Below are 15,942 nucleotides of genomic sequence, written 5' to 3' on the forward strand. Positions count from 1 at the left end.
ACTGGAGGCCAAGATGGCTGACTATGACCTGATCGTTATTGGCTCAGGCCCCGGCGGATACGTCGCTGCTATTCGTGCGGCGCAGCTCGGCATGAAGACTGCGATTGTCGAACGCGACAGTCTTGGCGGTATATGCCTGAACTGGGGGTGTATCCCGACAAAGGCGCTCCTGCGGTCTGCGGAGGTCCTTCACCTCGCAAAAAATGCCAAGGATTTCGGTCTGAAGATCGACAAGATTGACTTTGATCTGGACGCGGTAGTGAAGCGGTCGCGTAATGTCGCGAAACAGCTTTCCACGGGCGTGACCCATCTGATGAAGAAGAACAAGATCGACGTCATCATGGGCGAAGCGAGCCTGAAGAAGGGCAAGCCAGCGCCGACTGTTGTCGTGAAAGACAAGGATGGCAAGTCAAAGGACTATCAGGCGAAACACGTCATGCTGGCCACCGGCGCTCGTGCACGCTCGATCCCGCAGGCGGGTCTCGAGCCGGACGGCAAGCTGATCTGGACTTATCGGGAGGCGATGGTGCCAGACGTGACGCCCAAGAAGCTGCTCGTCATCGGTTCCGGCGCGATCGGGATCGAGTTTGCCAGTTTCTATAATGAGCTTGGAAGCGATGTGACGGTCGTTGAGGCGCTCGACCGCATCCTGCCTGTGGAAGACGAAGAAATTTCCACGATGGCTCGCAAGCAATTCGAGAAACAGGGCCTGAAATTCCATACGGGAGCGCAAGTCAAGTCTCTCAAGAAGGCCAAGGATAGCGTCACGGCCGAAGTGTCTGTCGGCGGCAAAACAGAGTCGATCGAAGCTGATCGCGTAATCCTTGCGATTGGCATTGTTGGCAATGTGGAGAACCTCGGCCTGGAAGAGCTCGGTGTGAAAATTGAGAAGACCCATGTCGTCGTCGACGGATTTGGCCGCACGGGTGTCCCGGGCCTCTATGCCATCGGTGACCTGACTGGTCCGCCCTGGCTGGCGCACAAGGCGAGTCACGAGGGCGTGATCTGCGTTGAGGGCATCGCAGGGGCTAATACGGCTCATCCATTCGATGCGTCTAACGTGCCCGGCTGCACCTACTCTCATCCGCAGGTGGCGAGTGTCGGATTGACCGAGGCTAAGGCCAAGCAAGCCGGACATAAGGTCAAGGTCGGCAAGTTTCCGTTCATCGGCAATGGCAAGGCCATCGCGCTCGGTGCTGGAGATGGGATGATCAAGACCATTTTCGACGAGAAAACCGGTGAGCTTCTTGGGGCGCACATGATCGGCGCCGAAGTAACGGAGCTGATCCAGGGGTACGTCATCGCCCGCGAGGGTGAACTGACGGAAGCTGAACTCATGCACACCATATTCCCGCATCCAACCCTGTCGGAGATGATGCATGAGTCGGTCCTGGCGGCGTATGGCAAGGTTCTGCACATGTAGCGTTTGCGCGGCTTGACCGGATGGGCGATGGCATTCACCTTCCGGCCATGTCGCAAGCTGTCTCTCGACTTCAGGAAGAAACGTTCATCTGGATTGCAGGTGAAATGTTTGTCCCGACTTGCGAGGGCGCGCTGTGGTGGCCTGCGCAGAAGACGCTGATCGTGTCTGATCTGCATTTGGAAAAGGGGTCTAGCTACGCGCAGGGGGGGCAGCTTCTGCCGCCTTACGATACAGCCTCGACCCTGCAGATGGTCGAGGCACTTGCGGCGAGATTCGTCCCCGTCCGGATCATTTCGTTGGGTGACAGCTTCCACGACCGTGCTTCTGAAGAGCGTTTGTCCAATAAGGATTGTGTGCGCATTCGTGCGCTGACGGCCAAGTATGACTGGCATTGGGTGGAGGGCAATCATGACCCGGATCCCCCGGCACATCTAGGCGGCAGGGGCACGCATGCCCTGAGTATCGGATCGTGTGTCTTCAGACACGAACCGACGGGCGCTGTCGGAGAAATAGCGGGTCACCTGCACCCTGTTGTGAAAATAGGTGGAAGAGGGCGGTCGGTCCGTCGCAAATGCTTTGTCACGGACGGTGATAGCCTGGTTATGCCGTCTCTGGGAACACTGACGGGTGGGCTTAATGCCCTTGATCCTGTCGTCGCCGCTTGCTTTTCCAGTCGCCCGATGCATTTCGCTTCGAGTGGCCCGGGAGTCCGGTTTGTCGATCGCGCGACCTTGCTTCCGGACAGGCGCGGGTATGCCGGCGGATCAGGCTGGCGCTTGTAGCGCCGAGAGACCAAACACGAACACGTAGTAGGACTTCACTTTATGGAACAGCTTGAAAACATAGATTACGCCGCCCTCTGGGCAGAATACTGGCCGGTCGTCATGTCCGGCGCCCTCAAGGTTTTCGGCGCGCTCTTTGTTCTGATCGTTGGGCTTCGCATCGCCGGCTGGCTCGCCAATTCGGTGCGCAAGCACACAACCAGGCGGCCAGGCGTGGATGCTACGCTCGGCAACTTCTTCGGTTCTGTGGTCCGCTGGTTCGCGACAGCTGCCGTCTTCATCGCATCGCTGCAGGTCTTTGGCGTCCAGGCCACGAGTTTTGTGGCCATTCTGGGTGCGCTAACACTGGCCATCGGTCTTTCGCTCCAGGGCGCGCTCGGCAACATTGCTTCGGGCGTGATGATCATGCTGTTCCGGCCCTACAAGATGGGGGACTTCGTCGAAATCTCCGGTCAGTCAGGCACGGTGAAGGATATCAATCTCTTCCAGACCATCCTGTCGACGGTTGACAATGTGAAGATTATCATTCCGAACACGGAAGCCATTGACGGCATCATCAAGAATTATTCCGGCTTTGATACCCGTCGTTGCGACATCACGTTCGGCATCGATTATGATGACGATATGGACAAGGCGATCGGCATTATTCGCTCACTGGCTGAGGCGGACGAACGTGTATTGAGGGATCCGGAGCCGTTCGTCAAAGTGGTCAATCTGGGCGACAGTTCTGTGGATATCCAGGCACGCCTATGGTGCAAGGCCACCGATCTGTGGGACCTTAAATTTGCAATGACGAAGGATGTTAAAGCAGAATTCGATCGTCAGGGCATTTCTATCCCGTTCCCACATCGTACAATTGTCCAGAAGCAGGTTAGCTAAGGACCAAACGACCGTCGAAGGAGCATCAGGGTGAACCGATCAACCGCAGAAGACCCGGTTGTGACGCCCGTCGATGCGCCTTCGGCACAGTCTGCAAAGCCTGCGCGACCGAAAAAGCGACCGGTGCTGCTGCGCTTGTTCGGCATTTCGGTCTGGGGAGGCACCAAGCTCGCCGTGGTTTGCATCTTGGTTGGTTTCTTTCTGCTCGCCCTGGAGTTTGATCCGGCAGCCAAGGATGTAAACGTCCTCGGAGCGCTTACCGATCTTGTAAAGAACCTCGCAGGTGCGGCTGTCTGGGCTATCAAGAACTTCTGGAAGCCGCTGCTTGCCGGCGCCAGCATCGTGTTGCCACTATGGGTCTTGTGGCGTCTGGCAAGTCTTCCCTTTCGAAAATAGGGGCACACGCGTACGGTGGCCCAAAAGGGAGGCAACATTGGATACTTCAAAACTCATGTTCAAACCCGGTTTGCTGGATGGAGAGCGCATTCTAGTGACAGGCGGGGGTACAGGCCTCGGGAAGGAAATGGCCGAGGGTTTTCTGAAGCTTGGCGCCGAGGTTCATATTTGCGGACGTCGAGGCAAGGTCTGTGAGGACACTGCAAGCGAACTGATGGAGCGGCACGGCGGGACAGTTGTCCCGCATACATGCGATATCCGTGCGGCCGAAGCGATCACCGACATGAATGACACGATCTGGTCTGCCCATGGCCCCCTGACGGGTCTGATCAACAACGCCGCCGGCAATTTCATATCAAGGACCGAAGACCTCTCCATTCGCGGTTTTGATGCGATCTCCAACATTGTGTTTCGTGGCAGCTTTTATATGACCCACGACATCGGAAAGCGCTGGATTGCGGAGAAGCGCAAAGGCAGCGTGACCTCCATCCTTACAACGTGGGTGTGGAATGGCGGGCCTTTCGTGGTGCCGTCAGCCATGTCGAAGGCGGCGGTGAATACGATGACGCAAAGTCTCGCCGTGGAGTGGGGCCGTTACGGCTTGCGGTTCAATGCGATTGCACCCGGTCCGTTCCCGACTGAAGGCATGTCAAAGCGGCTGGCGCCGGATGCAGAAGGTGCGAAGCGTATGGATTCAGGGGCATCGAATCCTATGGGGCGCGTCGGCGAAATGCACGAGCTGGTCAATCTGGCCGTGTTCCTGATGGGACCAGGTGCTGAATATGTGAATGGTCAGACCATCGCGATCGATGGCGCTGCTTACAATGCGACCGGAGGCAATTTCGCCGCTCTTACAGCATGGGGAGACGCTGAATGGAAAGCGGCGCGCGACGCTATCGAGGCGACGAATGCCAAGGATAAGGCGCAGCGCACAGTCTAAACTTCGTCGCCCGGTGCTATAAAGCGGTCCAGCGGCTCGCCGCGCCAGTTCGCCTTGCAGATTTCTATGCGTTCATGCACGTCTTCCGGAACAGAAGGCAGCTTGTGTACGGGCATCAGAAGGGGACGTAGGCCGCGCAGGTTCGCCGTCTGGATCGCAATGCCTGGCCGCGCATTGAGCTCGAGCAGCGTCGGGCCCTTGTGTTCGCATATGACGATGTCCACGCCCACATATCCAAGACCAATATGGTGGCCGAGGCGGGACGCCAGTTCCAAGATTTCGGGCCAGGCAGGAACCTGGAAATCACGTACGGGCGTTTCGAAATCTGGATGCAGATCGACCGAATCATTGTGCTGGACGCCGCGCGTCGTGATTCCGGTGACCAGATCAATGCCAGCGCCCACGCCCCCCTGGTGCAGGTTCGCCTTGCCATCGGACTCAGCCGTTGGCAGGCGCAGCATTGCCATGACGGGGATGCCTCGGAAAACGATCACGCGTACATCCGGAACGCCGCCAAACGCGAGCTTTGAGAAAGCAGAATGAGGCACGAGCCTCTCTTCGATCAGAACTGAGTCCGAGCCATCTCCCATCGAAAACATGCCCGATAGCATGTTGCTTATATGGTATTTGACGTCGGCCCAGGGTGTGATCTGGCCGTTCATGCGTCGAAGGCCGGTTTTCGCAAGACCATTAAACACCATGATGCCGCCGCCGCCGGAGCCGCGAGATGGCTTCACGACGAAGCTGGCGCGTTTCTTGGCAATCCGCTCGATGATGTTGATCTCGCCGCCATACCGGATCACGCCAAATTGCTCGGGCACTGTCACGCCGGCCTCTATGGCCAGCTTCTTTGTGATGATCTTGTCGTCGACGAGCGGGTAATAACGCCGTGGATTGTAAGCCGCTATGAAATCGAGATTGCGGCTGTTCATGCCCAGGACACCGGCTTTTGCGAGACGCGTAAACGGCTTCATCACCGATCTCCGACTTTTTCGGCCTCGTTGGCCAATACCTTGAAGCGGAAGAATTCCGTGACCTTGTAGCCGGTGTAGCGACCGAGCATCAGCACGATTGCGAGAACGATGAGCAGCAGTTCCGGGAATACGATCGCGACGTGCTCAATGTACTCATTGGTCAGGACGTAATAGCCCGCCACGGCACCAGCGAGTGATCCTGCAGCCTTCTTCAGAGCGTCCTTCGCGCCGTCTTCTTCCCAGGTCAACGACATCCGTTCGATGGTCATTGTGATGATCACGAGCGGGAAGAGTGAGATGGAGAGGCCGGTCTGAATGCCGGTGGCCTCACCAATTAGAGCAATCGTCATCATCAGGAATGTCACGATGATCAGGACAGCAGCAAGGCGCGGCACGAGCAGGAGTTGCAGCTGGTTGAAATAAGCGCGCAATAACAAGCCAATAGCGACAATTCCAACAAACAGGATCATGCCTGTCAGAAGAGACGTTTCCCGGAAGGCAAGCGCAATCAGGATGGGCATGAAGGTGCCGAATGCTGGCATGCCGATGATCTGTTTTAATAGCACAATGATGAGCGCGCCCAGCGGGATCAGAAGCAGTACGCGAAAGACGAGCTGCAGGTCGATCGGGAGGGTGAGGAGGGACGTCGCATTGACCCACGGGGCATACTCTTCGCCGCGTTCCATGGCGCGAACGAGCTGGCTTTCGAAGTTCCGGGCAACCGACCAGGATACGCCGAGGCGGCGGAATCCATCGCCGTCAACGATGGGTGCTCGGTCGTAGACGATCGGAAGGGCGCGAGTGTGGTCGAGCGGCTCAGCTGTGCGGCCACTGGCGCTGACCCATTGCTCATTGAGCCAGTACTCTACCCAACTTTCGAGTGGCGCCTGCCGCGTATCGGTATTCAGCATGATGCCCTGGACAAGACGGGCGGGCGTGCCGGCCGCGTTCAGCAGAAAGACGAGCCGGTCGGAGGCATTGCGAATTTCCGGCGGGCCACCTTCAATGATGGTGGTGATCCGGTCATCGTCCTCATCGGCGCTCAGGCGCGCGAGCTGGGCGATAAAGCTGCGTTCGCCAGCGGACTTTTCAAGCGCCTCCGACAGCACGGAATCGAGCGCCACGAGAAGCGGCGTTGCGTTCTCCTGGATTGCGCGGCGCCGTTCGGAGCGACGATAGTCGGAAATCGCCTCGGGCGTCGGCTGAGTGCTGCTGTTGCCGAGGCGGCGGTCCACGGAGATGAGTTTAGCACGGTAAAACAGAACGGCATTTCCGTCCTGGGCCCTTCGTTCAAAGACGGCGCGGCGTCCGGTCTCATCGGTTGTCGTCTCAATTCCGAAACCTGACGCGATGAACGCTTCATCCACGACGGAAAACTGTCCTTCGGACTCGGGCAGAGCCAGTCTCAATGTGACGGGCTCGCCTTCACCACGGAATGAAACTTTTGCTTCGAGTGTCCAAGTGTCGGAATCAAGGTCCGGGATAACGGGAAAGCCGAGCTGAGTGACCTTGTAGGAAAAAATGCCAAGCGCCGACGCGATCAGAACGCCAACAATTATCAGCAGTTGAGTGCGTTTCACGCGACGACCCCTTCAGACCTCAAAGACGCGTGCAGCTGGAATCAGCTGCAGCGTGCCTTTTTGGTATAAATCTCACTTGAGTCGACAATTATACCTGCTTTTTTCAACATGTTTCTGCCAATGAGGGTTTCGTAGTTGAAGTGTGCCCGATCTGCGAGAGTCACTTCGTCTTCAATCAGTCTCCCCCCGAGGCAGAATTCAAGATCGACAACGGGACGATAGATTACGCCTGCCTTTTTCGTCTTGATTGCGGCCCATCGGATGACTTTGGTTTCGATGATGCGTTCGTCGCCATCTTCATTGATTACCTTGAATACGATGTCCCGACTGATGGTTTCGTCTTCGAAATCCTTCCTCTTGGGCTTTGACATGATTTCGGCGTGGATGGATGAGGTTGTGGCACCGGTATCGAGTTTCGCGTCGAGTTCGATGTCGAGATCTGCAATGCGAACGTGTTCCAGCCAGCCAAGTACATGCTTGTCGTCGCTATCGGAATCGGCGATGGCAGGTGAGGCAGCGATACACATCGCGAGGATCGCGGCGACATGGCTCTTGAGTATCATGAGTGATTCCTTTGGGGTCTTTCTTGCGGGCGTCCTTCAACACTCAAATTGTGATCAAGAGATGGCAGATGCTGCGATCATAGTGTTGCTCAGACTTCCGCGTAGTCGAGGACCATCCTGTTCACCGCACCGTAGTCGATCTTTCCGGTTCCCAGAACGGGTATCTCGTCAACGTGATAGACTTTCTTCGGAACAGAAAGTTCCGACACGCCATGCGATTGTGACCAGGCAAGAATCGCGCTGCGGTCTGCATCCGCAGCCGTGGTGAAAAGGATGATCTGTTCTCCCTTGCGAGCGTCCGGGATTGCCGCCGCCGCATGCATGTCGTCAGGCCAGATGGCGCTGGCGCAATTCTCAACGACCGACAGCGACACCATTTCGCCGCCGATTTTCGCGAACCTTTTGACCCTGCCGCGAATCCAGATGCAGCCATCTTCATCGATTGCAACAATGTCACCGGTATCGTGCCAGCCATTGTCGGTTGGCTCGATCACTCCGGGATTGTCAGGACGCATGTAGCCGAGCATGATATTTGGTCCGCGAATTCGAAGCTTTCCGCCTTCCTCAATTCCTTCGACGGGAACGAGTTCGCATTCCATGCCTGACATGAGTTGTCCGACAGTGCCTGCCTTGTTCATCTCAGGCCTGTTGGCAGCAACCACTGGAGAGGCTTCGGTGGCGCCATATCCTTCCAGTATCTCGATATCGAACTTTCGACGGACAAGTTGACGAGTCTCATCCTTTACACGCTCTGCGCCGCATACTGCCAGGCGCACGGAGGTCATGTCGCCGTCGTCGCCAGCGCGTGTGTATTGGGAAATAAACGTATCGGTTGCCAGCAGGATGGTTGCCCCGGTCTGGCGGATACGTTTGGCGATCTCCCGGGGCTGTAGAGGTGTCGGATGGAATATGGCCTTTACACCTGCAATCAGTGGCAGGAGGGCGCCAACAGTCAGGCCGAAACAATGGAAGGTTGGCAGCGGGTTGAAGACCGAGTCGGTGTCGGGATTCAGGCCAATATGAGCGCGCACCTGCTCGACGTTCGAAACAACGTTCTCGTGGCTGAGCACAACGCCCTTCGGTTCGCCTTCAGTGCCCGACGTGAACAGAATGACTCCGGTCTTTTTCGCAGACTGCCCGGGATGAAAAAGCCGGGGAATGACTGGACCAAGCGCACCGGCAATCTTGTTTCCCAGGCCTAGATTTTCTCGTACGTCCTCCAGATAAATGATGTCCGCGTGTTCCTGCAGAGCTTCGATGAGGGGCTCAAGCCCTCCGAGCTCCACGAACTTTCTTGCGGTTACGATTCTGAAGACCCGGGCTGCTCTCATGGACGAGATGAGGTTCGCGGACCCTGCGGTAAAATTCAGCATTGCTGGCGTCCGGCCGGCCGCGAGTACGCTTAGAAACGCAATGACGGCACCCGCGCCGGTCGGCAGCATGATGCCGAGTGACTCATTCTTGCGGCTCAATCCCTTAATGGCTGAGCCGAGTGCGAAGGAGGCGCGCACGATTTCGGTGTAGGTGAGTTCGCGTTCATCACCATCGACGATTGCGACCTTGGAACCGCCGAATTCCTTCTTTGCTCTGAGAACGGCCGAAAATATATCAATCCGGGTTCGTTTCGGCTGAAAAGGTATCGGTTGCGGTATGTTGGGCATATGCGGCCTCACCTTTGGAAATTATCGTTATTTGGTGAAAGAGATTGTCATATTCCGGCACCAAATCAAACGGATAGTAACACCCGTAGAAGGCCAGCCATGTGGATATGCAGCTTGATGCTTTCGCCGCGCCGGTCCATTTAGGGGCCATGGTTACTCTCATCGACGGCAAGCCCAAGTTCCGGCACCCAGAAAAGCGCAACCGGCCCGATACGCCGGTCCTGCGCAAGCCGGACTGGATTCGCGTCAAGGCGCCGACCAGTAAAGGGTTTGCTGAAACGCAGGAAATCGTTCGGTCCAAGGGGCTCGTGACGGTGTGTCAGGAAGCTGGCTGTCCGAATATCGGCGAGTGTTGGACCAAGAAACACGCAACCATGATGATCCTGGGTGAAGTTTGTACTCGCGCCTGTTCATTCTGCAACGTGTCCACTGGGAAACCGTCGCCCGTCGACCATGACGAGCCCCGCCGTGTGGCTGAGGCGGTGGCTGAGATGGGGCTTGAACACGTTGTTATCACCTCGGTCGACCGCGACGACCTTGAAGATGGCGGGGCGCTGCATTTCGTAACGGTGATTGAAGCGATACGTCAGGCCTCTCCAGGCACGACTATCGAAATCCTGACGCCGGACTTTCTGCGCAAGGATGGGTGGGAGAACCGCGTCATTGATGCGAAGCCGGACGTCTTCAATCACAATCTGGAAACAGTGCCGCGTCTTTACCTGTCGATCCGGCCTGGCGCACGCTATTACCATTCGCTGCGCCTGCTGGAACGCGTAAAGCTGCGGGATCCGAACCAGTTCACGAAATCTGGCATCATGGTCGGCTTGGGCGAAACGAAGGAAGAGGTCATGCAGGTCATGGATGACATGCGATCGGCCGGCATCGATTTCCTGACGATCGGGCAGTACCTTCAGCCCACCAGAAAGCACGCCGCCGTGGATCGCTTTGTTGATCCGGATGAGTTCAGAGCGTACGAAGAAATTGCGCGGTCCAAAGGGTTCCTAATGGTCTCTGCTTCGCCCCTGACACGGTCCAGTTATCACGCCGGTGAGGATTTCGAGCAGATGAGAGCCGCCCGGCTGAAGGCCAACGCGTAGCTTTTTTGTGCCGTCCCTTTCGAAGCAAATATCGATCCCATATGCGCCCGAGCAGATTTTCGATCTGGTGTCGGATGTTGCGCGCTATCCGGAGTTCATAAAGTGGATACGGGACATGAAAGTCTCAGGTCTTCGTGAAGAGCAGGGCATCCGATATTTTCGCGGTGAAGCGAGTGTCGGTTTCAAGGGTTTTTCCGAGCGGTTCTCCACCGACGTCGCCGCCGACCCGGAGAAGCATACAATTGACGTAAGTCTCGTGCGAGGGCCCTTTCGTCGCCTCAAGAACCGATGGGCGCTTGGGAAGGCATCAGATGGAACGACGCTGGTCGATTTCTTTATCGACTATGAGTTCCGCAATCCTGTGCTTTCGCTGCTGGCGCGCGCCAACACGGATCTTGCAGTCTCGAAGATCATGACGGCTTTCAGGCAGGAAGCTGACCGGCGATACGGCTGAAACGATCAGGGAATCTGTTTGCGGATCATTTCGAGGGCCGTTTCAATCGAGGCGAGGCGGATCTCGGCGCGTCCGATGTCTCCGAAATAGCAGACTTCGTGCATCACGGCCTTGTTTTCGCGGGCGCAGGCGATGTGGACCGTGCCGACGGGCTTCATGGGAGTGCCGCCGCCAGGGCCCGCAATCCCGGTGATTGAGAGCGAAAGGTTTGCTCGGCTGTTCTCCAGCGCGCCTTCGGCCATCAAACGTGCAACAGCCTCTGAAACGGCACCATAATCGGCGATCATATCTCCCGGCACGCCGAGCATTTCTTCCTTGGACCGATTGGAATACGTGACAAAGCCACGTTCGAAGACGTCGGACGAGCCGGAAAATTCGGTAAAGAGAGCGGCGAGCATTCCGCCGGTGCAGGACTCCGCCGTCACGATTTTTACTCTACGCTCTCTCGCCTCGTCGGAGACGAGTAGACAGAGATTTCTCAGCCGGTCTGGAAACATTTATAGTCCTCTCAGGGCCGCTTCTGACATAGCGTGGCAATTGCTTGAGCCGCAATGCCTTCTTTGCGTCCTGCGAAGCCAAGTCCCTCTGTTGTTGTCGCCTTGATACTTATCTGGTCAATCGATAGCCCGGTCAGCTCCGCTGTTCTCTTCCGCATGGCATCGCGGTGAGGTTTGACCTTGGGCGCTTCGCAGATAATCGTGATATCACAGCTGTCGAGGGCCCATCCTTTGTCGCTGGCGAGTTGGAGAGAGTGGGTCAGGAAGATGCCCGAATCGGCGCCTTTCCATTTCGGATCGCTCGGAGGAAAATGGTCGCCGAGGTCACCCAGCGCGAGCGCACCAAAAATTGCGTCAGTCAGAGCGTGCCATCCAACATCCGCGTCTGAATGGCCCTGCAGTGACTGGTCATGCGGAATCTTCAGCCCGCAAATTGTCACATGATCTCCTGGAGCAAAGCGATGAACGTCATATCCGCTTCCTACCCTGACTGGAGCCGAAACAAGATCGAGTAGCTGTGCCATCGATTTGAAATCCTTTTCGTAGGTGATCTTGTCGAGGCGGATATCCCCATCAATGAGCTTGACTGTGACGCCCAGTTCTTCAACAGCGGCGAGGTCATCGACATAGTCGGCATCCGGACGATTGAGTGCAGCAATAATGAAAGACGCCCGAAAGGCTTGCGGCGTCTGCATCCTGTAAAGTCCATTTCGTTCGACGGTTTCCAGGAGAGTGCCTGTCTGACGCTTGAGCGCGTCGGAAACTGGAAGGGCAGGGGCGGCCGCGTCAGCCTGATCCAAAGCTGCGAGCAAATCGTCAATGTGAGATGCCGCGAGGCCGGGGCGGGCTGCGTCGTGAATCAGGATGATATCATCGTCTCGAGCGCCGATCGCGGCCAGTCCATTGCGAACCGACTGGGAGCGGTTCTCCCCGCCTGATGTGGCAATAAGTTTGGAATCGGTGATTGCAGGCCGCACGGACGCAGGCTTCGGCAGGACAAGACACACAGAGTCAATCGCGTCGTGGCGTAGAAATGTCTTCAGCGACCACTCATAGACCTTCCGGCCTCCAAGCATTCGAAACTGTTTGGGAATGTCTCCCGCGACCCGCGTTCCAAGGCCGGCTGCAACGATAATGGCGTGCACTTTCATCACCCTAGCCAATAGTCGGGTTGATGCAGGATGGCCACAGGGACGACGCTAAATGCTGTGCGGGATAGTGCTTCCCTATTGTGCAATGCAGCAAGATGAGTGAGAAAACGGTAATGGGTACAGTGCACAATAATTTGGCAGAGGTCGTGTGGCTTGCTCCAATGTCGGGCTCGACGGATGCGGCGTTTCGTCGTCAGGCCGTCCGGTTCGGCGCTGACGCTGTTGTATCTGAAATGGTGGCCGGAGAAACGCTCGCAGCAGCTCGGCCGGATATGGTTCGGCGCACGTGCCGACATGAGGGAAAAGGCCGCTGGATCGTTCAACTCGCGGCCCGCAAGCCGGAAGACATGCGTGCCGGCGCCGCTCTCGTGGCGAAAGCCGGTGTCGACCAGGTCGATATCAATATGGGCTGTCCGGCAAGACAGGTGACGGGCGGGCAGTCAGGGTCAGCCCTGATGCGAGAACCAGATCTTGCGCGGTCGATCATTGACGCGGCGCTTGAGGGGGCGGCTGGTCGCCCGGTGTCGCTAAAGATGCGACTGGGGTGGGACGATGGATTGCTTAATGCGCCCGAAATCGCGCGCTATGCAGAGAGTGTCGGCTTGCGAATGATTACGGTGCACGGTCGCACGAGATGTCAGTTTTACAAGGGAACTGCAAACTGGGCAGCGATCCGTGATACGGTGGATGCAGTTACGGTTCCTGTCGTCGCGAACGGGGACATCGATGGACCGGATAGCGCTCGTGCAGCGCTGCGATTGTCCGGGGCAGATGGCGTGATGGTCGGCCGTGCGGCGATGGGGCGGCCCTGGGTGCTTGGCGAAATTGCAGCGGACCTGCGTGGCCAGAGCTTCATGGAGCCCAATAGAGAGACGAAGCTCGATAGTCTCGTCGAACAGATTGAGGACAGCTTATCGCTTTATGGCGTTCAACTGGGAGCGAAGATCGTGCGAAAACACATTTCGGCTTCGATTGACCACCTCGACACAAGCTGGAGCGAAAAGGAGCGCCGCGAGACGCGGTCTACCGTATGCCAAATAGAAGATCCGGTGACGCTGATCGGCGCGCTACGTGACATATATCTGGAAGAGCGGAGCCTTGCCGCATGATGGCCACACTGAACCTCTCGGACCTTGCCCCATTTGCGCTGCTGCAACTGGATGCCCGCCGACGTATCGAGGCCGCAAATACTGAAGCGCAGATGGTGCTGGGCCATTCGGAATCGACCCTCAGAGGCAAAGCCCTCAGCGAATTCGTGTTTCACGATTCTCCGCTCTTTGAATTACTCGACCGCGTGTACGACCAGGAAGGCGATGTCAGTGCCCACGGCGTTGCCGTGTCTGGGCCGGCGATCGCGGGCAATCGGCTGTACGATGTGAAACTACGGCCTATTTCTCCGAATGGAGCAATCCTTGTCATATCGGAATCCCCCGCAAGAGATCCTGCCGGCGGAGCGGTCGGTATTTCCGGGTTTGGCCGCATACTTGGGCATGAGGTCAAAAACCCGCTCGCTGGTATTTCGGGTGCTGCGCAACTCTTGCTGCGAAGTGCAAATGAAGAGCAGGCGCCACTCCTCGATATCATTCGCAGCGAAGCCCACCGCATCGAGCGGCTCGTCAGTCGTCTCTCAGCGTTCGAGCTCTTCTCGTCTCCCCGTCGGGACCGGTTCAATATCCATGAATTGCTGGACAAGGTGCTGATTGCGGAAGAAGCTGCCCACGGCGGTGCCATCCGGCTCAGGCGGGCCTATGACCCATCCTTGCCGGAAATACTGGGAGATGAAGATCATCTTCATGAGGCCTTCCAGAACATCGTCCGGAATGCGGCGGAGGCCGCCTCGGAAAGTGATGGTGGCGGTCAGGTCACACTGCAGACGGCCTTCGAAACTGGTTTCGCGTTTTCCAAGACACGGAACGCAAAGCGTCTGCAGCGCGCCATCCGCGTGACAATCGAAGACAATGGCAAAGGCATTCCACCGCGCCAGAGAGAACAGATGTTCGACATGTTTTCATCGACAAAAGCCGGGGGCAGGGGGCTTGGTCTCAGCGTCGTCTCCGAGGTCGTCGCGGCCCATGAGGGCCGTATAAAAGTTGAGAGCCGGCCAGGACAGACACGCTTTTCGGTCTTCCTGCCCATGAAACAGGATCAACGCCCATGAGCCAGAAAACCATCCTGCTTGCCGAAGACGATGCCAGCATCCGGCTTGTCGTCAACCAGACGCTCGTCACTGAAGGATACCAGGTAAGAGCCACCAGTTCGGCCGACGCGCTAGAACGCTGGATACGCAATGGGGAGGGCGATGTCGTCGTCACGGACGTGTATCTCGGTGACACAGCGATCTTCGAATTGCTTCCATCAATCAAGCTGGCGCGCCCAGAGCTCCCCGTCATCGTAATGAGCGGTCAGAATACCATCCTGACCGCGGCATCCGCTGCGCGTCATGGCGTGTTTGATTACCTGCCGAAACCATTCGACATTGACCAGTTGTCGAGCCTGGTTGGCCGGGCGCTGAAGGGGCCGGTGAAGAAGGATGCAGCATCGGCATCGTCGGACGTCGAAGGTAATCTTCCGCTCATCGGTCGGTCTGATCCCATGCAGGAGGTCTATCGGATCATTTCGAGGGTGATGAACACTGACCTGACTGTGCTTATCGAAGGCGAGTCAGGAACCGGCAAGGAGCTTGCCGCACAGGCGATACACCAGCTTGGCAGTGGCAAGAATGGAAAGTTCAAGGCTCTCGATCTGGCTGCCATGCCGACCGATCAGATCAGCCGCGACCTGTTTGGTACCGAAACCGAGCCGGGCCTTGCCTTCGACAAGGAAGCGACGCTGTATCTTGATGAAATTGGTGACCTGCCAGCCGAAGCCCAGACACAGCTTGTGAAACTCATGCGAGAAGCCGGGGGCGCGCGCATCATTGCCTCCACCCGTCAGCCGCTCGCAAAGCTGGTCGATGAAGGGCGCTTTCGTGAAGACCTTTTCTACCGGATCAATGTGGTTCGGATCTTCATGCCGCCCCTGCGCCAGAGGAAGGAAGACATTCCGGAACTTGTGCGCGCCTTCCTGATGAGGGCCCACCGCAAAGGCCTGTCGTCCAAGCAGATTGAGCCGGCCGCAATGGACCTGATGATGGCCTATGACTGGCCGGGCAATGTGCGTGAACTCGAAAACCTCATCATGCGTCTGGCTGCGCTCAGCCCTGACGCCGTCATTTCGCAGAGGGAGATCGAGAGGGAATTGCGTGCCGAGGCGCTCAAGGACATTTCATCGAATTCCAGCTTTGAAAAGGAAGTGGAAGCCTTGTTGCACCGCTTCGTGATGGCCGACCTTCTGCAAGCCTCACCTGATGAAAGCAAAATCCACCAGGAGGTCATGGAGCAGGTGGAGCGTCCGCTGATAAAGCTCGCTCTTTCAGTCACTTCGGGCAACAAGCTCCGGACCGCCGCCCTGCTCGGCGTCAATCGTAACACACTTCGAGCGCGGATTAACTCTCTTGGGATCGCAGACGAATAATTGACCTTTCGGCGTTCTGTTGCTCTAAATCC

At 57.1% G+C, this 15,942-nt stretch carries 16 protein-coding genes; 10 read left to right on the forward strand and 6 right to left on the reverse strand.

Going from position 1 to position 15,942, the window contains the following annotated elements; translation table 11 throughout:
• Window positions 1-13: 13 nt before the first annotated feature.
• The 5 genes from lpdA (at window position 14) to B8746_RS11150 (ending at window position 4,420) form a co-directional block, all read left to right on the forward strand.
• A complete protein-coding gene (gene lpdA / locus B8746_RS11130) occupies window positions 14-1,423 on the forward strand; it encodes a dihydrolipoyl dehydrogenase (RefSeq protein WP_084393751.1) in 1,410 nt (469 codons plus the stop codon).
• Between the two features lie 104 nt (window positions 1,424-1,527).
• Window positions 1,528-2,205 carry a ligase-associated DNA damage response endonuclease PdeM gene (pdeM, locus tag B8746_RS11135; protein ID WP_233124292.1) on the forward strand — a complete coding sequence of 226 codons (678 nt, stop codon included), beginning with the start codon at window positions 1,528-1,530 and terminating at the stop codon, window positions 2,203-2,205.
• A 42-nt stretch (window positions 2,206-2,247) separates the two neighbouring features.
• Window positions 2,248-3,084: a mechanosensitive ion channel family protein gene (locus tag B8746_RS11140; RefSeq protein ID WP_084393752.1), complete on the forward strand. Its 837-nt coding sequence runs from the start codon at window positions 2,248-2,250 to the stop codon at window positions 3,082-3,084.
• 30 nt (window positions 3,085-3,114) lie between these two features.
• Entirely contained in the window at window positions 3,115-3,480 is a 366-nt protein-coding gene (locus tag B8746_RS11145; RefSeq protein WP_084393753.1) for a hypothetical protein, read from the forward strand.
• Window positions 3,481-3,517: 37 nt separating this feature from the next.
• Window positions 3,518-4,420, forward strand: a complete 903-nt coding sequence (locus B8746_RS11150; protein WP_233124179.1) for an SDR family oxidoreductase — start codon at window positions 3,518-3,520, stop codon at window positions 4,418-4,420.
• On the opposite strand, the gene B8746_RS11155 is transcribed toward B8746_RS11150, so the two are convergent.
• The 4 genes from B8746_RS11155 to B8746_RS11170 form a co-directional block, all read right to left on the reverse strand.
• The gene (locus B8746_RS11155; RefSeq protein ID WP_084393755.1) at window positions 4,417-5,394 is read right to left on the reverse strand and encodes an alpha-L-glutamate ligase-like protein; all 978 of its coding nucleotides are present in this window, start codon (window positions 5,392-5,394) and stop codon (window positions 4,417-4,419) included. The genes B8746_RS11150 and B8746_RS11155 overlap by 4 nt on opposite strands.
• The gene (locus B8746_RS11160; RefSeq protein WP_084393756.1) at window positions 5,394-6,974 is read right to left on the reverse strand and encodes a UUP1 family membrane protein; all 1,581 of its coding nucleotides are present in this window, start codon (window positions 6,972-6,974) and stop codon (window positions 5,394-5,396) included. The genes B8746_RS11155 and B8746_RS11160 overlap by 1 nt, the downstream gene beginning before the upstream one ends.
• 41 nt (window positions 6,975-7,015) lie before the next feature.
• Complete coding sequence (locus B8746_RS11165; protein WP_084393757.1) at window positions 7,016-7,537, reverse strand: ATP-dependent zinc protease family protein; 522 nt, start codon at window positions 7,535-7,537, stop codon at window positions 7,016-7,018.
• 89 nt (window positions 7,538-7,626) lie between these two features.
• Window positions 7,627-9,198 (reverse strand): AMP-binding protein, encoded by a 1,572-nt coding sequence (locus B8746_RS11170; RefSeq protein ID WP_084393758.1) that lies wholly within the window; start codon window positions 9,196-9,198, stop codon window positions 7,627-7,629.
• Between the two features lie 149 nt (window positions 9,199-9,347).
• Between B8746_RS11170 and lipA the strand changes: the two genes are divergently transcribed.
• Together lipA and B8746_RS11180 are read left to right on the forward strand one after the other, a co-directional pair.
• Entirely contained in the window at window positions 9,348-10,295 is a 948-nt protein-coding gene (gene lipA, locus B8746_RS11175) for a lipoyl synthase (protein ID WP_084394217.1), read from the forward strand.
• Window positions 10,296-10,302: 7 nt separating this feature from the next.
• Window positions 10,303-10,749 carry a type II toxin-antitoxin system RatA family toxin gene (locus B8746_RS11180; RefSeq protein ID WP_084393759.1) on the forward strand — a complete coding sequence of 149 codons (447 nt, stop codon included), beginning with the start codon at window positions 10,303-10,305 and terminating at the stop codon, window positions 10,747-10,749.
• Window positions 10,750-10,754: 5 nt separating this feature from the next.
• Here B8746_RS11180 and B8746_RS11185 read toward each other — a convergent pair whose 3' ends face one another.
• Window positions 10,755-11,246: a CinA family protein gene (locus B8746_RS11185; RefSeq protein WP_084393760.1), complete on the reverse strand. Its 492-nt coding sequence runs from the start codon at window positions 11,244-11,246 to the stop codon at window positions 10,755-10,757.
• 11 nt (window positions 11,247-11,257) lie between these two features.
• Entirely contained in the window at window positions 11,258-12,397 is a 1,140-nt protein-coding gene (locus B8746_RS11190; protein ID WP_084393761.1) for a bifunctional 2-C-methyl-D-erythritol 4-phosphate cytidylyltransferase/2-C-methyl-D-erythritol 2,4-cyclodiphosphate synthase, read from the reverse strand.
• A 113-nt stretch (window positions 12,398-12,510) separates the two neighbouring features.
• On the opposite strand from B8746_RS11190, the gene B8746_RS11195 reads away from it, so the two are divergent.
• Genes B8746_RS11195 through B8746_RS11205 form a run of 3 tightly spaced genes read left to right on the forward strand, consistent with a single transcriptional unit; the run spans window position 12,511 to window position 15,910 of the window.
• A complete protein-coding gene (locus B8746_RS11195) occupies window positions 12,511-13,506 on the forward strand; it encodes a tRNA dihydrouridine synthase (RefSeq protein ID WP_084393762.1) in 996 nt (331 codons plus the stop codon).
• Window positions 13,503-14,555 carry a two-component system sensor histidine kinase NtrB gene (locus tag B8746_RS11200; protein WP_084393763.1) on the forward strand — a complete coding sequence of 351 codons (1,053 nt, stop codon included), beginning with the start codon at window positions 13,503-13,505 and terminating at the stop codon, window positions 14,553-14,555. The genes B8746_RS11195 and B8746_RS11200 overlap by 4 nt, the downstream gene beginning before the upstream one ends.
• Window positions 14,552-15,910 carry a sigma 54-interacting transcriptional regulator gene (locus B8746_RS11205; protein WP_084393764.1) on the forward strand — a complete coding sequence of 453 codons (1,359 nt, stop codon included), beginning with the start codon at window positions 14,552-14,554 and terminating at the stop codon, window positions 15,908-15,910. The genes B8746_RS11200 and B8746_RS11205 overlap by 4 nt, the downstream gene beginning before the upstream one ends.
• Window positions 15,911-15,942 lie beyond the last annotated feature (32 nt).

The organism is Henriciella pelagia (genome assembly GCF_002088945.1).
GTDB lineage: Bacteria > Pseudomonadota > Alphaproteobacteria > Caulobacterales > Hyphomonadaceae > Henriciella > Henriciella pelagia.